This window comes from Novosphingobium lentum NBRC 107847, assembly GCF_001590965.1.
GTDB classification, from domain to species: domain Bacteria; phylum Pseudomonadota; class Alphaproteobacteria; order Sphingomonadales; family Sphingomonadaceae; genus Novosphingobium; species Novosphingobium lentum.
The window spans coordinates 113,686-135,563 of record NZ_BCTW01000010.1 but is presented as its reverse complement, the minus strand read 5'-3'; the positions used below and the strand labels follow the sequence as shown (position 1 = coordinate 135,563).

Here is a 21,878-nt window from a genome sequence, read left to right as displayed (position 1 = left end):
TGATAGCGTTCCGAAAAATCGAGAGGACCTGCCGCATGACCCCCCAAGGCGTGACGATCGCCCATCCCGACTGCCTTTACATCGGCGGCCAATGGGTGCCGGCGCACAGCGGGCGCGCCATCGAACTGGTCTCGCCCGATACCGAGCAAGTCGTCGCGCGCGTGGCGGAGGCAGACGAGGCCGACATGGATGCAGCGGTGGCGGCCGCGCGCGCCGCGTTCGATCACGGGTCGTGGCCGGTGACCGCACCTGCCGAGCGGGTTGCCGCATTCCGTCGCATGGTCGATCACTTGCGCGCCCGCGTGCCCGAACTCGCCGCCGCGTGGACCGCGCAGATGGGCGGCCTCGCCAGCTTTGCCGGGCCGATGCACGGCGGATCGGTGATGGTGCTCGACCAGATCGCAGGGTTCGCCGAACGCTTTGCCTTTGTCGAACAGCGCCCCAGCATGGGCGCAGCGGTGGGGCTGGTCGCCTATGAGCCGGTCGGCGTGGTCGCGGCGATCGCGCCGTGGAACGGGCCGTTCGGGATCATGGCCAACAAGGTCGCCTATGCGCTGTTGTCGGGCTGCACGGTGATCATGAAGCCATCGCCCGAAACCCCGCTCGAGGCTTATATCATCGCCGAGGCGGCCGAGGCGGCGGGCATTCCGCCGGGCGTGGTCAACCTGGTGTGCGGCCACCGCGAGGCGAGCGACCACTTGGTGTGCAACGCGGGCGTCGACAAAGTCAGCTTCACCGGATCGACCGTGGCGGGCCAGCGCATCGCCAGCGTGTGCGGATCGCGGATCGCGCGCTGCACGCTGGAACTGGGCGGAAAATCCGCCGCGATCGTGCGCGACGACTTCGCGATTGCCGATGCGGCGAAGATGCTCACCGGCACGATCACGATGATGAGCGGGCAGGTCTGCGCGATGCTCAGCCGGGTGATCGTGCCGCGCCGGCGCCACGATGAACTGGCCGATGCGATCGCCGCCGAGATGAAGCAGGTGGTCATCGGCCACAGCGACGATCCCGCGACGCAGCTTGGTCCGCTGGCGATGAAGCGCCAGCTGGAGCGGGTGGAGATGTATGTGCAGGAAGGCCGCAAGTCTGCCGACCTCGTTACCGGCGGCAACCGCCCGGCAGCCATGAACCGGGGCTATTTCATGGAGCCCACGCTGTTCGCCAACGTCAGCAACACCAGCCGCATCGCGCAGGAGGAAATCTTCGGCCCGGTGCTCAGCCTGATCCCGGCCGACGATGAGGAAGACGCGATCCGCATCGCCAACGAATCGCGGTTCGGCCTCAACGGATCGGTGCTGACCCACGATGCCGACGCCGCCTATCGCATCGGTCGCCGCATCCGCACCGGCGGGTTCGGGCAAAACGGCCTGCGCATGGATTTCGGCCTGCCGTTCGGCGGGTTCAAGCAATCGGGCATCGGCCGCGAAGGCGGGCCCGAGGGGTTCATGGCTTATCTGGAACTGAAGACCATGCTGTTGGATGCGATGCCGACGGCGTTGTGATCAGGGCGGCGCGCGGTCAAAGCTCCACGCAGCCACCATCCACGAACAAGTCCACGCCGTTGATGAAGCTGGCGTCCGGGCTGGCGAGGAACAGCACCGCGCGGGCCACTTCGTCCGATGTGCCCATGCGGCCCAGCGGCACCACATCGGCAAACATCGCGCGCATCCCGGCGATGTCTTCGGGCGACGCGTCGCGCTTGAAAATCTCGGTGTCGGTCGGGCCGGGGCTGACCATGTTGACGCGGATGCGGCGGGTGAGCAGTTCCTTGCCCACGATCCGCGCCATCGCGCGCAGCCCCGCCTTGGCCGCCGCATAGGCGACGTTGCCGGGCACCGCCGCGACCGATCCGATCGATCCGGTGATGACGATCGCACCACCGTCGCGCATCAGTGGCAGCGCGTGCTGGATGGCAAAGAATGCGCCGCGCAAGTTGACGTTGTGGATGCCGTCCCAGAATTCTTCGGTCACATCCGGAACGGGTGCAAACCCGCCGACCCCGGCGTTGACGAACAGCACGTCGATCCCGCCCAGCCGCTCCTCGATCTCGGCCATCGCGGCCACGCTGTGCGCCACCACGCCGATGTCGCTGACCAGGCCGAGTGCGCCGAGTTCCTCCGCCGCCGCAGCCAGCGTCGCAGCATTGCGCCCGGTCAAAGCCAGCTTGGCGCCTTCTGCCGCAAACATCCGCGCGGCGGCCAGCCCGATGCCGCTGTTGCCGCCCAGCACGACCACGACCCTGTCGCGAAACCGCATGGCCATTCAGAACATCGTGTTGGTGTTGGCGGACTGCGCCGGGACCGGCTGGACCACGTCCCAGTGCTCCATGATCCGGCAGCCGCGCACCCGGAAGATATCGACCACCGCGATGCCCGGATCGCCCGCCTTGAACGTACCGTGCGAATGGACCGCGACCAGCGGACCGTCGGCGATCACACGCTTCACTTCGTAGCGGACCTCGGGATTGGCCAGGAACGGCGCGAGGAATGCCACCGCCGCATCGCGCCCGGTCGCCGCCATCGGGTTGTGCTGGATATAGCCCGGATCGACCCAGCGCTCGAACGCTGGGCGCACATCCTTCCTGACATAGAACTGATCGGTGAAGCGGGTGACGACCTGCTTGGGCGTAAGCTTGCAGGTGGCCGCCTGCGCCGGGCTGCCGGCCATCGTCGCCAGCAGCATCGCCACCGCCAGAGTTTTTCGCATCGTAGTTCTCCCCGTTTCAGAACATCGTATTGGCATTGACCGGCTCTGTCGGCACGTCCTGTATCACGTCCCAGTGCTCCACGATCATGCCATCGGCGCAGCGGAAGATATCGACCACCGCCAAACCCGCATCGCCCGGCCAGCGCACGACGTGGACATGCACGATCACATGATCGCCATCGGCAAAGCTGCGATGGATGGTCTGCACCGCGTCGGGCGATTCCAGCCGCACCCGGTCGAGCCAGGCCTTCAGCGCGGGCAGGCCGGGTTCGGCGAGCGAGCTGTGCTGGATATACCCGGGCGCGATGAAGTCATCGACGCGCGACGAATCCATTGCCATCAGCACGGCGTGGTACATCGCGATCACATGATCGTGGTTGGCCTGTTCATGCTCGTTCCTCGCCACACAGCTCTCCCGGGCTATTGTAACAATTGGTAGGGTATGCGACACATCGCGCAAGGCGTCAAAGCCACAATCGCGACGCGCCCGAACCTCTGCGCGAACCTTTGGGAGAAGGTATGAACCGGTCCACGCTCTATGCAGTGCTCGATGGCTATCTGGCGGCGCTGGCGGCGAAGAACCCGCAACGGGTCGCATGGGCGCCCGGTGCCCGGACCAGCGAAAACAACGTGATGCTGCCGGTCGGTTTCGGCCTGTGGGGCACGATCGAGAGCGTGGGGCCTTACCAGTTGCGTTTTGCCGACGTGGCCACGCGGCAGGTCGGCTACTTCGGCACGGTGCACGAGGCGATCGAGGAATCGGCGTTCACCTTGCGCCTCGCGATCGACGAGCAGGGCCGCGTCATCGAGGCGGAAACCATCGTCGTGCGCCAGTCGGACAGTGGCATCAAGTTCGAGAACCCGCGTTACTGGGACAAGCCGATCCTCAATCGCAACGCCGAAGCGCCCGGGTCGCGTGCGCAGATGATCGCGCTGGGCGATGGCTATTTCTCCACGCTGCAGCAGAACGACGGAACGCTGCACACCAAATTCCATCCGGACTGCAACCGCGTGGAAAACGGCGTGCAGACCACGCACAATCCCGAATTCGCCAAGATCGTGCCGGTGTCCGCACTGGGCTGCGAGGAGCAGTTCCGCATGGGCAACTATCGCTACGACGACGAGTTGCGTGGCCGGCGTTTTCCGCTGGTGGACGAAGAGCGCGGGCTGGTGCTGGCTTATGGCTTCATCGATCATTCGGGGCGGATCGACACCTATCAGCTTACCGACGGGCGCACAGTGAAAAGCCCGGTGCGCCGCCCGCACAGCTTTTATCTGGGCGAACTGTTCAAGATCGACCACGGCATGATCGAGCAGATCGAGGCCAACTTCATCACCGTGCCCTATCGCATGCCCAGCCCGTGGGACGCGTGATGCGTCCGTTCGCGCCGCTGCTGGCGCTGCTGCTGGCCGCGTGCTCGACCGGCACGGGCGCTCCACCGCAGCAGGCGCAGGCGGCAGACGACTGGACCAATCCCGGCGGCGACGCGGGCAAGACCCACCATTCCACGCTGGCAGACATCACCCCCGCCAACGTTTCGCGGCTGGGGCTGGCATGGGAAGCGCAGCTTGGCACCGATCGCGTGCTCGAGGCGACGCCGGTGGTGGTTGGCGGCGTGATGTACACCTCCGGCCCGGCGGGTCGCGCTTACGCGTTCGATGCCGCCACGGGCAAGGAGCTGTGGCGGTTCGAGCCGGTGGTCGACATGCAGGTCAACCGCACCGTGTGCTGCGACATGGCCAATCGCGGCGTCGCGTTGGCGCAGGGCCGGGTCTATGTCGCGGCGCTCGACGGCAAGCTTTACGCGCTCGATGCGAAGACCGGCGCGCCGGTGTGGTCGGTCGATACGGTGGAGGATCATGCCCGGGGCACCAATTCCACCGGCGCGCCAGAAGTCGCCGGAAGCGTGGTGGTGCTGGGCAATGGCGGCGCGGATTACGACGCGCGCGGTTATGTCTCGGCTTACGATCTTGCCACCGGCAAGCTGGCCTGGCGGTTCCACGTCGTTCCGCGCGATCCCAGACTGGGGCCGCAGGACAATCCCGAACTCGAAGCCGCGCTCAAGACGTGGGATCCGCGCAGCCGCTGGGACATGGGCGCCGGCGGCAGTCCGTGGGACGCGCTGAACTATGATCCCGAGACCGGTCTGGTGCTGGTCGGCACCGGCAACGGCGAGCCTTACAGCCTCGAAATCCGGTCCCCCACCGGCGGCAGCAACCTGTACGTCTCGTCGATCGTCGCGCTCGATGCGCGTACCGGGCGGATGAAGTGGTATTATCAGGAATCGCCCAGCGACCAGTGGGACTACGACGCGACCGCGCCGATGATCCTCACCCACATGAATGTGGATGGCGCGGACCGCCCGGTGATCCTGCACGCGCCCAAGAACGGCTTCCTCTATGTGATCGACCGGCGCGACGGAAAACTGCTGCGCGCCAATCCGCTGGTGCGGGTCAACTGGGCCAAGCGCATCGACATAAAGACCGGCGCGCCCGAACTGGACCGCGATGCCGCCGATTTCAGCCGGGGCCCCAAGATCATCTTTCCCGGCACGCCGGGCGCGCGCAACTGGTACCCGGCCGCGTTCGATCCGGTCAGCGGGCTCTATTTCGCGGCGATCCAGGACATGGGCAACCTGATGTTCGTGCCGCCGGGCGACAAGGCCTACAAGCCCAAGGGCCTCAACACCGGCGCCGCGCTGATCTTCACCCCGCAACTGCAGGCCGCGCTCGCGACCTTGCCGCCGCCGGTTGCCGCACAGGTCAAGGCGCTGCCCGCGTGGCAGGAGGTGCTGAAGAACCCCGGCGGCAGCGAGATGCGGGCAATCGATCCGCTCACCGGTCGGACGGTGTGGTCGCAGCCAACGGCGGGCTGGCAGGATCGCGGCGGGGTGCTCAGCACCGGCGGCGGCCTGCTGGTCCACGGCAATCTGGCGGGGCAGCTGGTGGTGCGCGAGGCGAAGACCGGACGCGTGCTCAAGACGATCGAGACCGGCACCACGATCGTCGCCGCGCCAATGACCTATCGGGTCAAGGGCGTGCAGTATATCGCGGTGATGGCCGCATGGGGCGGGGGCGGGTTCCCGTACGTGCCGCGCTATTCGGCGGCGTATCAGCGCGGCAATGCCGGGCGGTTGCTGGTATTCCGTCTGGATGGCGGGCCGGTGACGATCCCGCCGCCGCTGCCGCCGCTGGAGGTCGCGCCGGTCGCACCAGCCCAGGCGTCGGGCGTCACGCCCGCGACGATCGCGGCGGGGCGCGGACTGTTTTTCACCAACTGCGCGATCTGCCATTCCAACCAGCATCGCTCGATCACCCCGGACTTGCGCCGGATGCAGCCGGGCACGCACGCGGCGTTCCGGCAGATCGTGCTGGAGGGCGCGCTGGTCACCGCCGGGATGCCGCGCTGGGATGATGTGCTGAAGCCCGCCGATGCCGATGCGATCCACGCCTATCTGATCGACGAGCAAGGCAGGACGCGCACCGACGAACTGGCCAAGCGCAAGGCGGGACAGCCGCTCGATGCGCCCAGCTTGGCGATCCTGTCGAACTACTGAGGTGTGGCGGGCGTCCTTCGACAGGCTCAGGACGAGCGGATCAATTTTCCATTTAATTCCAATGCCGCTCATCCTGAGCCTGTCGAAGGATGTGCCTCCAAGAGGAACCTAGAATGTTCAGCACGATGAACCAGCCGCATCTGGAATTCGCGTTCGCCTGCCGCCTGCGCTTCACGCGCGTGCAGATGGTGCCCGACGTGCCCGGCGGCGGCTTCCGCTCGGCGGTTTATGTCGACGAGGGTGAGTTCGAGGGGCCGCGCATCAAAGGCCGCGCGGTGCCCAATTCGGGCGGCGACTATGCCACGTTCCGGCCCGACGACACTGCCGTGTTCGATGCGCGCTACATGCTCGAAGTCGATGACGGCACGCTGATCTACATGCAGAACAGGGGCTTCCTGTGGGGCCGCACGCCCGGCACGATGGACCGGCTGCGCCAGTGGGCATTCGCGGGCGGGGATCCGGTGCCGCATGCGGATTACTACCTGCGCGCGCAGCCCACGTTCGAAACATCGCAGGGCAAGCACGACTGGCTGACGCGGCACGTGTTCATTGGCATCGGGGAGCGCAAGCCCGACGGCAATCTGGTGCGCTATTACGCCGTCACCTGATCGCTTGACCGGCCCCGGTCGCTCGGGCACAATGCTAACAATTGGTAGAAAATAATCACGGGAGAATAGGGTTGAAACTGACCCTGCCACCACGCGTCAGCCCTGCCGCATTCGATGCCGCGCTCACCGCCTATACTGGTGTGGTCGGCAAGGACTGGGTCATGGCGACCGACGCCGATCGCGACGCCTATTCCGACATCTATGCCCCCGGATCGAACGAGGAATGGCCCGCGTCCGCCGCGGTCGCGCCATCGTCGGTCGAGGAAGTGCAGGCGATCGTGCGGTTGGCCAACGAGCACAAGACCCCGCTGTGGCCGGTCGCGCGTGGCAAGAACCTGGGCTACGGCACCGCCGCGCCGCGGATGCCGGGTTCGATCGTGCTCGATCTTGGCCGGATGAACAAGGTGCTCGAGCTCGATCCCAAGCTGGCCTATTGCGTGGTCGAGCCGGGCGTCGGGTTTTTCGACCTGTACGAAAAGATCCAGCGCGAGAAAGCGCCGCTGTGGATGAGCGTGCCGGGCAATGCCTGGGGCTCGGTCATCGGCAACGCGCTCGATCACGGTATCGGCTACACGCCGTATGGGCTGCACGCGCGCAATCTGTGCGGGCTGGAAGTGGTGCTCCCGCAAGGCGATCTGATGCGCACCGGCCTTGGCGCGATGGACAAGAACCCGGCGTGGCACTTGTTCCCGTTCGCGTTCGGACCGGGCTGGGATCTGGCGTTCACGCAGTCCAACCTGGGCGTGGTGACCAAGGCGGGGGTGTGGCTGCAGCCCGAACCGGCCAGCTCGCTGGAGCTGGTGTTCGACATTCCCGAGGAAGGCGACATCGGCTGGGTGATCGACACGATCGCGCCGATGAAGATTTCCGGGCTGATCGACCAGAACGTGTTCATCCCCAGCTGGCTGGGCAAGATGGTGCTGAAAGGCCAGCGCAAGGACTTCTGGGACAAGCCCGGCGCGATTCCCGAAAGCCGCGTGGCCGAACTGCTGAAAGAGCACAAGCTGGGCTACTGGCAGGTCGCGATGCGGCTGTACGGCGATGAGCCGGTGGTCAAGGCCAAGGCCGAGATCGTCAAGGCGGCGATGAAGCGCAACCTGGCCGCACCGCCAAAGGAAACCTGGTGGCACCAAGGCGATCCGATCAACGCGTTCGAGATCACCATGGGCGTGCCGTCTGCCGTGCCGCTGCAGATGAGCGACTGGATCGGCGGACGCGGCGCGCACCTTGGCTTCTCGCCGGTGGTGCCGGCCAGCAGCGAGCATGTGCTGGGGCAGCTGAAGCGCAGCCGCAAGATCATCGCCGATCACGACGTCGATTTCTACGCCAGCTTCACCATCGGCGGACGTTTTGCCAACAACATCAACATGCTGATGTACGATCGCGACCAGCCCGAACAAGTGGCCAACATGCGCAAGCTGTTCGACGCGCTGATCGCGGAGACGGCAGCCGCGGGGTACGGTGAATACCGCACGCACATCGGCTGGATGGACAAGGTCATGTCCACGTTCGACTTCAACAACCACGCGCTGCGCCGGTTCGACGAGACGGTGAAGGACGCGCTCGACCCCAACGGCATCCTCGCGCCGGGCAAGCAGGGCGTGTGGCCCGCCGCCTATCGCGACCAGGCGGGCGGAGGCCGGGCATGAAGCGCGTCCTCGGTCTTGCCGCCATCGCGGCACTGGCGGCATGCAACATGGCGCCCTCGACATCGGGCAACGCGACCGGTTCGGGCGCGCCCGGCGGCCCCGGTCATGCAGGCGGGCCACCACCGCCGCCACCCTACCAGATGCGCGCGGTGGCGCCTGCGGGCGACCGCTTGGCAGCGGGCGGCGATGGCAAGGCGCTGTTCGAGGTTCACTGCGGCTATTGCCACCTTGCCGGCGGCATGGGCACCAACCTGCTGACCAAGCAGCGCATGGCGGCGGGCCAGCCGCCCGAGACGGCGCTGCTCGCCAATCGGACCGACCTGACTGCCGACTACGTGAAATCGGTGGCGCGCATGGGCAAGAACGCGATGCCGCCGCAAACCCGCGTCGATATTACCAACCCGGAACTGGACGCGGTTGCGGCCTACTTGGGTAAAGGCAAATGATGCGGCTGGATCGTCGCGCAATGCTGAAAGGCAGCGCCATCGCCGGTGCCGTCGTGACCGCTCCGGTCGCGGCGCGCGCGATGCAGCAGCAGCTTGTGCAGCGGCTGGTGGTTTACGACAGCCGCATCGCCGAATCGCGCGCGTTCGCCAGCGCGCAGACCGGTTTCCCCGCGATCGATATTGGCGATGCGCACGAAACCTTGTGGCGCAGCATCCGCGATGTTGCGCACCATGGCCGCGTCGATGGCCTCACCGGGTGGAGCGACTGGGTCGCGGTGCGCGGCGCGTTGCAGGGCAAGGGCCTGCGGCTGGTCGCCGAACAGCGCGCGGCAGCGCCGCTTTCGGGCCATGCGCACTTGTTCCGCTGGTCGATGATAGCGCGATAGTTCGCCCGGTGAAACGCCGGGTGAAATGCCAGTGAAATGCGAGATGAAATGAGCTCTGAAGCCGCTTGACCGCGCGCGTCGGAGTTTTAGTATGCAAGGCATACAAAAACGACCTAGCGCATGGGAGTGCCGGATGACCAGAAAGAGTGCTGCGGCATGAGCGACATCACCCTCTATCACTGGGAGCCCAACGCCAATTCGGGCAAGCCGATGCTGGCGCTGATGGAAAAGGGCGTGGAATTTTCCAGCCATTACATCGATATGCTCCAGTTCGACCAGCACAAGCCGGAATACCTGGCGATCAATCCGCAAGGCACGATCCCGGCGATGACCCACGGCTCGCGCGTGCTCACCGAAAGCACTGCTATCATGGAATACGTGAACGAGGAGTTCGCCGGGCCCGAACTGATGCCCGCCGATGCGCAGGATCGCTGGCGCGTGCGCTGGTGGATGAAGTTCATGGACCAGTGGCTGGCGCCGAGCTTCTCGATGTTCGGCTGGAAGTTCTTCGTCGGGCCCAACGCGGTCGCCGCGCACGGCAAGGACAAGCTGGAAGAAGCGATCGCGCGCATCCCGCTGCCCGAACGGCAGATCGCCTGGCGCAAGGCGGTCTATGGCCTGTTCAGCGAGGCGGAAATGGCCGAAAGCGGCCGCCGCATCGGCGTGGGCATCCGCATGCTGGAACAGGAACTGGGCCAGCACCAATGGCTGGCGAGCGACACCTACAGCCTCGCCGACGTCAACGGGTTCAACCTGGCTTACGCCATGCCGCTGTCGCAGCCGCACCTGGCCAACGATGAGGTGACGCCGAACATCATGCGCTGGCTGCGTGCGATCTACGCCCGCCCGGCAACGCGCGCCTGCTGGAAGCTGGGGCGCACGCACATGGCCAGCCGCGTCGCCATTCTCGAGCAGGACTACATCGCGCCCAAGGACGAATCCGAGGGCATCAGTTCGGGCATCAGGTCCGAGCTGGATTCGGGAGCGCTGTCACGATGAGCATGATCCTCTATCACGGCGAACCCAACGGGCCGTCGCTGGCGGTGCTCGCCGCGCTGGCCGAAACCGGCGTGGCGGTCGAATGCCGGCCCATCGACCTGCTGGCGGGTGAGCGCCACACGTTGCCCGGCATCGACCATCCGCTGGCGCGCGACATGGGGCTGGAAGGCGAAGGTCCGGTGCTGGTCGCAGCTGGCGAGGCGATGACCGAATCGGTGTTTCTCGCACAGTTCCTCGATGAAACCGCAGGCGGGGCGGGACTCCAGCCGACAGACCCTTACGCGCACTGGGACATGATGATGTGGTGCCGCCAGATCACCGAACGGCTGGCCCCCGCCGCGTCGCTGCTCGGCAACCTTGCCAATGCGCAAGGCCCGCTGGCTGCGGTCGACAACACCAAGTTTGCCGCGATCACCGGGGCCATCGTCAACGACGATCTGCGCGCGCGCTGGCAGGCGCTGCACGACGATCAGGTCGATGCGGCCCAGGTCGCGGACAGCGAGACCAAGGTCGATCAGGCGGTGGAGCGCTGCGAGGCCAAGCTGGCCGACGGGCGCGACTGGCTGATGGGCGAATTTTCCATAGCCGATCTGGAGACGTACGGCTGGCTCGCGGGCATGGCATCGCTGCGGCCCGCTGCGTTTGCCGCCGCGCCGCGCACCGTGGCTTGGCTCGCCCGGGTCAAGGCGCGGCCCAGCGTGGCCGCCGCCCTTGCGCGCGCCACGACCGCCGAACCGTTGCGCGCCTGGGCACCCGGCCCTGAAATCAACCGGTGGGGATGACCGATGCGCGCGATTGACTACTTCGACCGCGGGCATGACCGCGATCCCCAGCGCACGTGCGTGATCGACACCGAGACCGGGCAGAGCCACACCTTCGCCGAGGTCAAGGAGCTGTCGGAGTGCATCGCAGCAGTCATGCAGAAGCATGGCTTCGGCAACCAGGACCTTGCCGCCCTGTACGGTCCCAACGGCGGCATGCTGATGGTGGCGATGCTCGCGATCTGGCGTGCCAATGGCAAGTGGATCCCGGTCAACACGCGCAACGCGATCGACGCCAATGCCGGCTACATCAATTATGTGCGCTGCCAGTGGATGTTCTACCATTCGAGCCTGGCCGACGACGTCGCGCAATTGCGCGCGCTGTGTCCCAGCCTGACCACGTTCGTCTGCCTTGACCGGCGGCTGGGTGACGATCCTTCGCTCGACGAGCTGCTCGAGGGCGTAACTGCGGCCGATTTCGTCGAGCCCGAGATCGACGCGTTCGGCAATCTTGAGGACATCGTGCTGATCGCCGCCACCGGCGGCACCACCGGCCCGTCCAAGGGTGCCAACGTCAACAACCTTGGCTGGGGCACGATGATCGAGACCGCCGCCGATGCGATGGGCGGGCGCACCGACAATCCGGTCGCGCTGGTCTCCGCGCCGATCACCCATGCCGCCGGCCCGATCGCGCTGTCCACCCTGAGCCTGGGCGCGACGCAGGTGATCCTGCCGGGGTTCGATGCGGACAAAGTGCTGCGCGCGATCGAGACGTACAAGGTCAGCCACATGTACCTGCCGCCGACGGCGATGTACCAGTGCCTTGCCTCGCCCGAACTGCGCAGCCACGACTATTCATCGCTGCGCATCTTCATCCTCGTCGGATCGCCGTGCAGCCCGGAAAAGCTGCGCCAGGCGGCCGAGGTGTTCGGCCCGTGCCTGTGCCAGTCGTACGGCCAGGTCGAATGCCCGATGATCATCGCGTGGCTGCCGCCCGAAGACGTGGCGAAGTTCGCGGTCGATGCGCCGGACAAGCTGGCTTCGTGCGGCAAGCCGACGCGCTCGATCCAAGTCCGCCTGATGGACGATGACGGGAACTTCATGCCGTTGGGCGAGGCGGGCGAGATCGTGGTGCGCGGGCCACTGGTCACGCATTCGTACTTCGAAATGCCCGAGGCGACCGCCGAAGTGCGCAAGTTCGGCTGGCACCACACCGGCGACATCGGCAAGTTCGATGCCGATGGCTATCTCTACATCGTCGACCGCAAGAAGGACATGGTCGTCTCGGGCGGGTTCAACGTGTTCACCGCCGAAGTCGAGGCCGCCGTGACCGAACTGGCAGCGGTGCGCGAATGCGCGGTGTTCGGCATCCCGCACGAGAAGTGGGGCGAGCAGGTCCACGCGGTCGTTGTTTCAGATGGCATCGACGAAGCCGCGATCATCGCGCATTGCAAGGCGCGGCTGGGCGGGGTCAAGGCGCCGAAATCGGTTGAATTTATCGACTCGATTCCGCGCACCGCAGCGGGCAAGATGGACAAGAAGGCGCTGCGTCGCAAATATTGGGGCGACGCCGCGCGCATGGTCAACTGATCCGCCCAAGCGGACAGTCTGGAGAGGGTCCTGTTTCGATGCGATTGAAAGCACTGTTCCTGGCGGCGGCGATGCTGCCGCTGGCGGCCTGCAACGTCACCGGCGCCGGCGGAAGCACGGCCGCACCTGCCAAGCCTGCCACCGAAGGCGTGACCGACGCCAAGATCGTTGCCGCCGATGGCAATGAATGGCTCAGCTATGGCCGCGATTATGGCGAGCAGCGCTTTTCGCCGCTGACGCAGGTCAGCGATCAGAACGTCGGCCAGCTGGGGCTGGCGTGGTCGTCCGACCTGGAAACCGCGCGCGGGCAGGAAGCGACGCCGCTGATGCACGACGGCACGCTGTTCGTGTCCACCGCGTGGTCGATGGTCAAGGCCTATGACGCCAAGACCGGCGCGCTGAAGTGGTCGTACGATCCCAAGGTCCCGCGCGAAACGCTGGTCCGCGCCTGCTGCGATGCGGTTAACCGCGGCGTCGCGCTGTATGGCGACAAAGTCTATGTCGGCACACTCGACGGGCGGCTGGTCGCGCTCGACCAGAAAACCGGCAAGGAAGTGTGGTCCAAGGTCGTGGTGCCCAACCAGACCGACTATTCGATCACCGGCGCGCCGCGCATTGTCAAGGGCCGCGTGCTGATCGGCGAGGGCGGGGCGGAATACAAGGCGCGCGGTTATCTTGCGGCCTACGATGCCGAGACCGGCGCCGAAGTGTGGAAGTTCTTCACCGTCCCCGGAAACCCGGCCGATGGGTTCGAGAACAAGCAGATGGAAGCCGCCGCCAAGACGTGGACCGGCGAATGGTGGAAGCTGGGCGCGGGCGGCACCGTGTGGGATTCGATCACGTACGATCCCGCCACCAACCTCGTGTTCTTCGGCACCGGCAATGCCGAACCGTGGAACGCGACCGCCGCCGGGCGCGATGGCGACAGCCTTTACACCAGCTCGATTGTGGCGGTGAACGCCGACACCGGCGAATATGTCTGGCACTATCAGGAAACCCCGCAGGACCGCTGGGACTTCGATTCCGATGCGCAGATCATCGTCGCCGATCTTGTCATCAACGGCCAGAAGCAGCACGTTTTGCTGCACGCGCCCAAGAACGGCCACGTCTATGTGATCGACGCGAAGTCCGGCAAGTTCCTGTCGGCCAAGAACTTCGTGGCGATCAACTGGGCCACCGCGATGGACCCCCTGACCGGGCGTCCGACGATCAACCCGGCGGCGCAGTACGACAAGACCGGCAAGCCGTTCATCAGCATGCCCGGCGCGCTGGGCGCGCACAGCTGGCAGTCGATGAGCTTCAGCCAGAAAACCGGCCTGATCTACATTCCCGCGAACGAGGCAGCGTTCCCTTACGCCGCCGCCAAGGGCTGGCAGGCCAGCTCGATCGGCTTCCAGACCGGCATGGATTCCGCCGCCGTGTCGATGCCCGCCGATGCCAAGGCGCGCGCCGGTGCGCTCGGCGCGACGACGGGTGCGCTGATCGCGTGGGATCCGGTGGCGCAGAAGGAAGTGTGGCGGGTCAAGCAGGTCGGCCCGTGGAATGGCGGCACGCTGGCGACGGCGGGCAACCTGGTGTTCCAGGGCAGCGCGGCGGGCGAATTTTCCGCGTTCAGCGCCGACAAGGGCGCCAAGCTGTGGTCGTTCCCGACGCAGACCGGGGTGATCGCCGCACCGATGACCTATTCGATCGATGGCGAACAATACGTCGCGATCATGGTCGGCTGGGGCGGGGTGTACGATCTGGCCACGGGCGTGCTCGCCAACAAATCGGGCGCGGCGCACAACATCAGCCGTCTGCTGGTGTTCAAGCTGGGCGCCAAAGGCCAACTGCCCGCATCCCCGCCGATGGCCAAGCTGGTGCTCGATCCCCCGGCTTCGACCGGCAAGCCCGAACAGATCGCCCACGGCGCGCAAGTCTATGGCCGCTATTGTTCGGTGTGCCACGGTGACGCGGCGATCGCGGGCGGCCTGGTTCCCGACTTGCGCCATTCGGGCGCGATCGGATCGGCTGAGGCGCTCAAGTCGGTGGTGGTCGACGGCGCGTTGCAGCACAACGGCATGGTCTCGTTCAGTGGCGCATTGCAGCCCGCCGATGTCGAGGATGTGCGCCAGTACCTGATCAAGCGTGCCAATGAAGACAAGGCGCTGGAAACCGCGTCGAAGTAATCGCGTCCAAACCGGTGAGGCACGCCCGGCGCGGGCCTCGCGACAAAGGAGAATCCCATGGCTGAGCTCTATCGCAATCTGATCGACGGCGAGATGGTTTCGACCGCCGCCACGCTCGACGTCATCAACCCGGCGAACGAGCAGGTCGTCGGCACCGTCCCGGCTTGCGGCCCGGCCGAACTCGACCGCGCCGTCGCCGCCGCGCGCCGCGCGTTCAAGACCTGGTCGAAGACCCCGGTCGAGCAACGCCGGGCGGCGATCAATGCGATGTCTGCCGCGATCGCCGACAATCACGACGAGCTTTACCGCCTGCTCACCAGCGAACAGGGCAAGCCGCACGACCAGGCGCAGTTCGAGATCGGCGCGGCGTCAGCCATGGTCGCCGCGCAGGCGACGCTCGAGCTGACCGACGTCATCAACGAGGACACCGCCGAGCGGCTCAGCCGCACCCGCCGCGTGCCGGTGGGCGTGGTCGGCGGAATCGTGCCGTGGAACTTTCCGCTGCTGATGGCGGTGCAGAAAATCGCGCCGGCCATGCTGTCGGGCTGCACGATCGTGCTCAAGCCTTCGCCGTTCACCCCGCTCACCACGCTGCGGTTCGCCGAACTGATCAAGGACCTCGTGCCCGCAGGCGTGGTCAACATCATCACCGGCGAGGATTCGCTCGGCCCGTTGATCACCGCGCATCCCGACATCGACAAGATCACCTTCACCGGCTCCACCGCGACCGGCAAGAAGATCATGGAAGGCGCGAGCAAGGACCTGAAGCGCATCACGCTGGAACTGGGCGGCAACGATGCCTCGATCGTGCTGCCCGATGCCGATGTCGCCAAGGTGGCCGAACAGTTGTTCTGGTCCAGCTTCACCAACGCCGGGCAGATCTGCGTCGCCGCCAAACGCATCTACATCCACGAGGATATCTACGACGAGATGAGCCAGGCGATTGCCGCCTATGCGCGCACGGTCACCGTGGGCGATGGCGCGCACCAGGGCACCGGCGTCGGCCCGATCCAGAACAAGAAGCAGTTCGACCGCGTGTGCGAACTGATCGAGGATGCCAAGGCGCACGGCTACAAGTTCCTCGTCGGCGGCAACGTCGATCCTTCGGGATCGGGCTATTACGTGCCGATCACGATTCTCGACAATCCGCCAGAAGACGCGCGGATCGTGGCCGAGGAACAGTTCGGCCCGGTCATGCCGCTGATGAAGTTCTCGACCGACGAGGAAGTGATCGAGCGCGCCAACAACTCGGACTACGGCCTCGCCGGTGCAGTGTGGACCAAGGATACCGATCGCGGCGTGAAGATTGCCGAACAGCTGGAAACCGGCACGGTGTGGATCAACGAATTCCTCCACCTCTCGCCGTTCGCACCGTTCGGCGGGCACAAGCAATCGGGCTTCGGCGCCGAGTACGGCGTCGAGGGGCTCAAGGAGTTCACGTATTCGCAGGTCATCACCGTGAAGCGCGACGCGCTGGTGTGAGTGCTTGCGGCATCGTGCGATTGATCTGAACCGCTCATCCTGAGGAGCCGTTGAGCTTGCCGAAACGGCGTCTCGAAGGAGCCCGCGTGCGATGGTTCGAGACGGGGCTTCGACAAGCTCAGCCCCTCCTCACCATGAGCGGGTGGTTCAGAATTCGCGGACGATGATCGAAGTCGACGGTCCAAATGCCCCGCTCCGGCAGGAGAGGGGAGTACCCACGTTTCTGCTAGGGAATTCCATGCCCATCGACCTCACCCAGATCAAAGCCATCGACGTGCACGTCCATGCCGAAGTGTCGTGCCACGATCCCGAAGACCCGGTGATGGGCCAGTTCTTCGATGCCGCCTCGGCTTATTTCAAGGCGCCGCGCGAACGGCCCAAGATGCCCGAGATCGCCGACATCTACCGCGAACAGCAGATCGCGTTCTGCCTGTTCACCGTCGATTGCGAGAGCGGCATCGGGGCCAAGCGCATCTCGAACTACGAGATCGCGGAATTCGCGGCGAAGAACGACGACATCTGCATCCCGTTCGCCTCGATCGATCCGCACAAGGGCAAGCTGGGCGCGCGCGAGGCGCGTGATCTCGTCGAAAACCACGGCGTCAAGGGTTTCAAGTTCCATCACATCATGCAGAACCTGCACCCCGCCGAACAGGTTGGCTACCCGATCTACGAGGTGATCAACGCATACAAGCTGCCCGCGATCTTCCACACCGGCCATTCGGGCATGGGCACCGGCATGCGCGGCGGCGGCGGCGTTCACCTCAAGTACGGGCAACCGATGCTGGTCGATGATGTCGCGGTCGATTTCCCCGACATGAAGATCATCCTGGCGCACCCAAGCTGGCCGTGGGTCGATGAAAGCCTGTCGATGGCGCTGCACAAGGACAACGTGTTCATCGATCTGTCGGGCTGGAGCCCGAAGTATTTCGCGCCGCAGATCATCCAGTACGCCAACACGCAGCTGCGCAAGAAGATGCTGTTCGGCAGCGATTTTCCGCTTATCCACCCGAGCAAGTGGATCGATGCGGCCAAGGGCGTGGGGTTCAAGGACGAGGTCATGCCCGGCATCATGAAGGACAATGCCGCGCGGGTGCTGGGGCTGGTCTGAGGCGATGTCGGCGCCCGATCCCGACCACATCCGCAGCTGGCAGCGGATCGACGCGCGCACGACCACCTCGGGGCGGATCGAGGCGGGCGATGTGCCGCAGCTCGCCGCGATCGGGGTGCGCCACGTCATCAACCTCGCGCTCGACGATCACCCCGATGCGCTGGCGGACGAAGGCGCGAAGCTGGCCGCGCACGGCATCGGCTACACCCACATCCCGGTGCCGTTCGATGCGCCGGGCGAGGATCACTTCGCCGCGTTCCGCGCGGCGCTCGCCGCCGCGCCAGGCCCGGCGCACGTCCACTGCATCATGAACTGGCGCGTCTCGGCGTTCTTCTATCGCCTCCACGTGGCCGACGACACGATGACCGAAGCTGCGGCGCGCGCGCTGATGGAGCAGCAGTGGTCGCCCGACACCAGCGCCGATCCGCGCGCCGCGCCATGGGCGGCGTTCATTTCGAGGGGTAACCCGCATGACTGACCAGAGCCCGCTCAGGCTGAGCCGGTCGAAGCCCGCGCACACCCTTCGACAGGCTCGGGATGAGCGGAGTTGTCGGGCATGAATTTCAACGGAAGACATGTCGTCATCACCGGCGCATCGACCGGGATCGGTCGCGCCACCGCCGCTCGCATCGCTTCGGCGGGCGGGCGGGTGACGCTGATCGCGCGGCGCGCCGATCTGCTCGAAGCGGCGGCGCGCGAGCTGGGCGAAGGCGCGCGCTGGGCGGCGGCGGACGTGGGTGACAAGGCGCAACTCATCGCCGCGCTCGATGCGGCGGTGGCGCAGAACGGGATCATTGACGGGCTGTTCCTCAACGCCGGGATCGGCGGCAATTTCTGTGCGGTCGAGGACTATCCCGACGACGTGTTCGACGCGGTGATGACCGTCAACCTGACCTCGGTGTTCTGGGCCATCGCGCATGTCCTGCCCGCGATGAAAGCGCGGCGCGGCGGCGCGATCCTTGTCACCGGCAGCCTCGCCAGCGAGCGCGGGATGCCGATGAACGCGGCCTACGTCGCCTCGAAGCACGCCGTGCTCGGCCTGTCGCGCGCGGTCGCCAACGAGGGCGCGGCGTTCGGCGTGCGTTCGAACTGCGTGATCCCCGGCCTGATCGACACGCCGATGCTCGACGGGCTGCCGCCCGGCGCGGCCGATCAGATGGCGCGCGCCGTGCCGCTCGGTCACACCGGCACGGCGGACGAACTGGCGCAAGTCGCGGCCTTCCTGCTGTCCGACGCGGCGAGCCATGTCACCGGGCAGGCGCTGGCGGTGGACGGCGGAATGCTCGGAACGATGCGGGTTTAGGAGAACACGATGGCCCTGAAATACTATCACGCCGAACCGGTGGCGAATTCGCTCAAGTCGATGATTCCGTTGAAGGAAAAGGGGCTCGCGTTCGAGAGCGTCTACGTCGATCTGCACAAGTTCGATCAGCACCAGCCGTGGTTCACCGCGATCAACCCCGAAGGCCAGGTGCCGGTGCTCGACCACGACGGTACGATCATCACGCACACCACGGTGATCAACGAATACCTCGAGGACGCCTTCCCCGATGCGCAGCCCAGCGATGCTCCGCTGCGCCCGCGCGATCCGGTCGGTGCGGCGCGGATGCGCTACTGGAACAAGTTCGTTGACGAACACGTGATGAACTTCGTCTCGATGCACGGCTGGCACCGCATGATCGGCGTGATCGCGCGCAACATCGACAGCGGCGATTTCGAGAAGCTGCTCGAGAACATCCCGCTGCCCGACCAGCGCAAGAAATGGGCAACCGCGCGATCGGGCTTCTCCGAAGCCGACCTCGCCAACGCCACCGCCAAGATCGAATACGCAGTCGACAAGGTCGAACAGCAGCTCGGCGATACGCGCTGGCTGGCGGGCGAAACGTTCACGCTGGCCGACATCAATTTCTTCTCGCACTGCGGGATGATGGTCGAACGGATGTTTCCCGACATGGCCATTGCCACGCGCGCGCCACGGCTGGTCGATTGGCGCGAGCGGATGACCGCGCGGCCGGGCGTTGCCGCCGCGCTGTCTGGCGAAGATCGCACCGCGCCGGGGCTGCGCACGTGGACGGGCCATGTGCAATAGCATCGGCCGGGTCGCGCAACGATAGTCTGGGGCGATGGCGGGCTTTGTCCTGATTCACGGGTCGTGGCACGGAGGCTGGTGTTTCGATGCGGTCGCCGACCTGCTGCGCGCCGCGGGCCACCACGTCGCCGCGCCGACGCTGCCCGGCATGGGGGGCAGCGATGCCGAACTCGCCGCCGTCACGCTGCAGGGCTGGGCGCAATTCGCTGTCGATGCCTGCCAAGCCTTGCGTCGTGACATGGATGCGGCGGGCGCGTCCGGCCCGATCGTGCTGGCCGGGCACAGCCGGGGCGGTCTGGTGGTAAGCCAAGCGGCCGAACTCGATCCTGACGCGATGGATTCGCTCGTCTATATGTGCGCGATGATGCTGCCCACCGGACTGTCGCGTGCCGAATTCAAGGCGCTGGAACAACCCAACCCCGATTTCAACGCGATCGTCTCGCCCGTGGCCGGTGGCGCGGGAACGGTGGTGGACATGACGCACGCGGCAGCGGTGTTCGCGCAGCTTTCACCGCCAGACGCGGTCGCCGCGATCCTGCCGCGCCTGATGGCCGAACCGCATGGCCCGCGTTCCGAGCGACTGTCGCTGACCGCCGAACGCTATGGCCGGTTGCCCCGCACCTATATCGAATGCACGCAGGATCGCACGATCCCGATCGACAGCCAGCGGCTGATGCAGGCCAAGTTGCCGGGCGCGCGGGTGGTCACGCTGCCCGCCGATCACAGTCCGTATCTGTCGTTCCCGAACGAGCTGGCTGACGCGCTGATCTCGGCGATTCCGGCCGCACCGCGCCAATAGAGTTTTTGTGTTTTCGGCTGGTGCCGCATCGACGAAAGTCGGAAAAACTCCGGCCGCTCAGTCGCCGAAGAAATTCAGTTCGAGCAGCACGTTGTTGGGATCGGCGGTGAAGATTTGGCGTAGCCCGATCGACGCGACGAGGTTGACCTGGTGGTCGCGGCCCATCGCCTCGATCCGCGCCTTGACCTCGTCATAGCCTGAACAGTTCAACGCAATGTGGTGGATCGCCCCGGTCAGCTGGCCCGGCTCCACCGCGCGGTCGAACGCGCGCGGGCAGTCGACCGCATTGATGTGCAGGATCGGCTTGCCCCCCGCATCGTACATCCACTGCGCGTTCTGCGGGGTGAGCGGTGCCGGCCCGTCGCGCCGCTCAAGGCTCAGCAGCGCGCGGTAGAACTCTGCCGTCTCGTCCAGCCTGTCGGTGATGATATTGACGTGATCGAGCGCGTTGACCTGCATGGGCATTTCCTCTCCGCAACGGGCGGCCCCTCTCGATACCCGCTGATGCCGAGCTTGTCGAAGCACTGCTGTTCCTTGCGATAGCGCGCGTCGGCAGGAAGATGAGTACAGTGCTCCGACGAGCTCAGCACGAGCGGGATTGAAGCAGACGGCTCCGTCTTTCCTAACCCCGGAACACCACCGTCTTGTGCCCGTTGAGCAGCGCGCGGTCCTCAAGGTGCAGGCGCACCGCTTCGGCCAGCACGCGGCGTTCGATGTCGCGGCCCTTGCGCACCAGATCGTCGGGCGTGTCGGCATGGGTGATCGATTCCACGTCTTGGTGAAGGATCGGGCCTTCGTCGAGATCGGCGGTCACGTAGTGTGCGGTCGCGCCGATCATCTTGACCCCGCGCTGATGCGCTTGGTGATAGGGCTTGGCGCCCTTGAACCCGGGCAGGAACGAGTGGTGGATGTTGATGCAGCGGCCCGACAGGAACCCGGCCAGATCGTCCGACAGGATCTGCATGTAGCGCGCCAGCACCACCAGTTCCGCGCCGGTTTCATCGACCACGCGCTTGATCTGCGCTTCCTGCTGCGGCTTGCTGTCCTTGGTGATCGGCAGGTGGAAGAACGGGATGTCGCCGATCATCGAGACCTTGAGCACGCTTTTGGGATGGTTGCAGACGATGCCGACCACGTCCATCGCCAGTTCGCCAATGCGCACGCGGTACAGCAGGTCGCCCAGACAATGGTCGAACTTCGATACCAGCAACAGCACGCGGCGGTTCTTGGCGGTGTCGCGCAAACTCCAGTGCATGGCGAAATGCTGCGCAACCGGCGCGAATCCGTCGCGCAGCATTTCGGGCAATGCTGCACCCGGATCGAACACCACGCGCATGAAGAACCGCCCGGTCTCGGTGTCGTCGAATTGCTGCGCTTCAAGGATGTTGGCGCCCGAATCGGCCAGGAAGCCGGTCACGCGGGCAACGATGCCGGGCTTGTCGGCGCAGGAAAGGGTCAGGATCAGCGAAGCGGACATGGTCGTGGTTCTCCCGTCGAATGCGCATCTTGGGCGCGCGTTTTCCG

General features: G+C 65.8%; 22 protein-coding genes. 17 read left to right on the top strand and 5 right to left on the bottom strand.

Annotated elements, in window-relative coordinates; translation table 11 throughout:
* Positions 1-35 precede the first annotated feature (35 nt).
* On the top strand, positions 36-1,505 hold the full coding sequence (locus tag NL2_RS10875; protein WP_068074773.1) for an aldehyde dehydrogenase: 1,470 nt from the start codon (positions 36-38) through the stop codon (positions 1,503-1,505).
* 16 nt (positions 1,506-1,521) lie between these two features.
* Here NL2_RS10875 and NL2_RS10870 read toward each other — a convergent pair whose 3' ends face one another.
* From NL2_RS10870 to NL2_RS10860, 3 genes are read right to left on the bottom strand one after another with little or no spacing between them, the layout of a single operon-like run.
* Positions 1,522-2,265, bottom strand: coding sequence for an SDR family oxidoreductase (locus NL2_RS10870; protein ID WP_245647654.1), 744 nt, complete (start codon positions 2,263-2,265; stop codon positions 1,522-1,524).
* The gene (locus tag NL2_RS10865) at positions 2,266-2,709 is read right to left on the bottom strand and encodes a nuclear transport factor 2 family protein (protein WP_068074771.1); all 444 of its coding nucleotides are present in this window, start codon (positions 2,707-2,709) and stop codon (positions 2,266-2,268) included.
* 16 nt (positions 2,710-2,725) lie between these two features.
* Entirely contained in the window at positions 2,726-3,115 is a 390-nt protein-coding gene (locus NL2_RS10860) for a nuclear transport factor 2 family protein (protein ID WP_068074768.1), read from the bottom strand.
* Positions 3,116-3,228: 113 nt separating this feature from the next.
* Between NL2_RS10860 and NL2_RS10855 the strand changes: the two genes are divergently transcribed.
* From NL2_RS10855 to NL2_RS10780, 16 genes are all read left to right on the top strand, one after another.
* On the top strand, positions 3,229-4,083 hold the full coding sequence (locus NL2_RS10855; RefSeq protein ID WP_068074766.1) for a DUF8021 domain-containing protein: 855 nt from the start codon (positions 3,229-3,231) through the stop codon (positions 4,081-4,083).
* A complete protein-coding gene (locus NL2_RS10850) occupies positions 4,083-6,266 on the top strand; it encodes a PQQ-dependent dehydrogenase, methanol/ethanol family (RefSeq protein ID WP_068074763.1) in 2,184 nt (727 codons plus the stop codon). The genes NL2_RS10855 and NL2_RS10850 overlap by 1 nt, the downstream gene beginning before the upstream one ends.
* Positions 6,267-6,379: 113 nt before the next feature.
* Positions 6,380-6,874 carry a DUF3237 domain-containing protein gene (locus NL2_RS10845; protein WP_068074760.1) on the top strand — a complete coding sequence of 165 codons (495 nt, stop codon included), beginning with the start codon at positions 6,380-6,382 and terminating at the stop codon, positions 6,872-6,874.
* 71 nt (positions 6,875-6,945) lie between these two features.
* Complete coding sequence (locus tag NL2_RS10840) at positions 6,946-8,523, top strand: FAD-binding oxidoreductase (RefSeq protein WP_068074757.1); 1,578 nt, start codon at positions 6,946-6,948, stop codon at positions 8,521-8,523.
* Positions 8,520-8,969 carry a c-type cytochrome gene (locus NL2_RS10835; protein WP_068074754.1) on the top strand — a complete coding sequence of 150 codons (450 nt, stop codon included), beginning with the start codon at positions 8,520-8,522 and terminating at the stop codon, positions 8,967-8,969. The genes NL2_RS10840 and NL2_RS10835 overlap by 4 nt, the downstream gene beginning before the upstream one ends.
* A 20-nt stretch (positions 8,970-8,989) precedes the next feature.
* Entirely contained in the window at positions 8,990-9,355 is a 366-nt protein-coding gene (locus NL2_RS10830) for a hypothetical protein (RefSeq protein ID WP_157083135.1), read from the top strand.
* Positions 9,356-9,511: 156 nt separating this feature from the next.
* Positions 9,512-10,354, top strand: a complete 843-nt coding sequence (locus NL2_RS10825; RefSeq protein WP_084356031.1) for a glutathione S-transferase family protein — start codon at positions 9,512-9,514, stop codon at positions 10,352-10,354.
* Complete coding sequence (locus NL2_RS10820; protein ID WP_068074747.1) at positions 10,351-11,136, top strand: glutathione S-transferase family protein; 786 nt, start codon at positions 10,351-10,353, stop codon at positions 11,134-11,136. Before NL2_RS10825 ends, NL2_RS10820 begins: the two co-directional genes overlap by 4 nt.
* 3 nt (positions 11,137-11,139) lie before the next feature.
* Positions 11,140-12,705 (top strand): class I adenylate-forming enzyme family protein, encoded by a 1,566-nt coding sequence (locus tag NL2_RS10815; protein ID WP_068074744.1) that lies wholly within the window; start codon positions 11,140-11,142, stop codon positions 12,703-12,705.
* Positions 12,706-12,743: 38 nt separating this feature from the next.
* Positions 12,744-14,873 (top strand): PQQ-dependent dehydrogenase, methanol/ethanol family, encoded by a 2,130-nt coding sequence (locus NL2_RS10810; protein ID WP_068074741.1) that lies wholly within the window; start codon positions 12,744-12,746, stop codon positions 14,871-14,873.
* A gap of 57 nt (positions 14,874-14,930) precedes the next feature.
* Positions 14,931-16,355, top strand: a complete 1,425-nt coding sequence (locus NL2_RS10805; RefSeq protein ID WP_068074738.1) for an aldehyde dehydrogenase family protein — start codon at positions 14,931-14,933, stop codon at positions 16,353-16,355.
* Between the two features lie 238 nt (positions 16,356-16,593).
* Positions 16,594-17,466 carry an amidohydrolase family protein gene (locus NL2_RS10800; protein WP_084356030.1) on the top strand — a complete coding sequence of 291 codons (873 nt, stop codon included), beginning with the start codon at positions 16,594-16,596 and terminating at the stop codon, positions 17,464-17,466.
* Positions 17,467-17,470: 4 nt separating this feature from the next.
* Positions 17,471-17,944, top strand: coding sequence for a protein tyrosine phosphatase family protein (locus NL2_RS10795; RefSeq protein ID WP_068074735.1), 474 nt, complete (start codon positions 17,471-17,473; stop codon positions 17,942-17,944).
* Between the two features lie 78 nt (positions 17,945-18,022).
* Positions 18,023-18,769: an SDR family NAD(P)-dependent oxidoreductase gene (locus NL2_RS10790; RefSeq protein WP_068074732.1), complete on the top strand. Its 747-nt coding sequence runs from the start codon at positions 18,023-18,025 to the stop codon at positions 18,767-18,769.
* Positions 18,770-18,778: 9 nt separating this feature from the next.
* On the top strand, positions 18,779-19,555 hold the full coding sequence (locus NL2_RS10785) for a glutathione S-transferase family protein (protein WP_068074729.1): 777 nt from the start codon (positions 18,779-18,781) through the stop codon (positions 19,553-19,555).
* Between the two features lie 34 nt (positions 19,556-19,589).
* Positions 19,590-20,354, top strand: a complete 765-nt coding sequence (locus NL2_RS10780) for an alpha/beta fold hydrolase (protein WP_068074725.1) — start codon at positions 19,590-19,592, stop codon at positions 20,352-20,354.
* A 57-nt stretch (positions 20,355-20,411) separates the two neighbouring features.
* On the opposite strand, the gene NL2_RS10775 is transcribed toward NL2_RS10780, so the two are convergent.
* Positions 20,412-20,813 carry a glyoxalase/bleomycin resistance/extradiol dioxygenase family protein gene (locus NL2_RS10775; protein WP_068074721.1) on the bottom strand — a complete coding sequence of 134 codons (402 nt, stop codon included), beginning with the start codon at positions 20,811-20,813 and terminating at the stop codon, positions 20,412-20,414.
* A gap of 163 nt (positions 20,814-20,976) precedes the next feature.
* Positions 20,977-21,831, bottom strand: coding sequence for a formyltetrahydrofolate deformylase (purU, locus tag NL2_RS10770; RefSeq protein WP_068074717.1), 855 nt, complete (start codon positions 21,829-21,831; stop codon positions 20,977-20,979).
* Between the last annotated feature and the right edge of the window lie 47 nt (positions 21,832-21,878).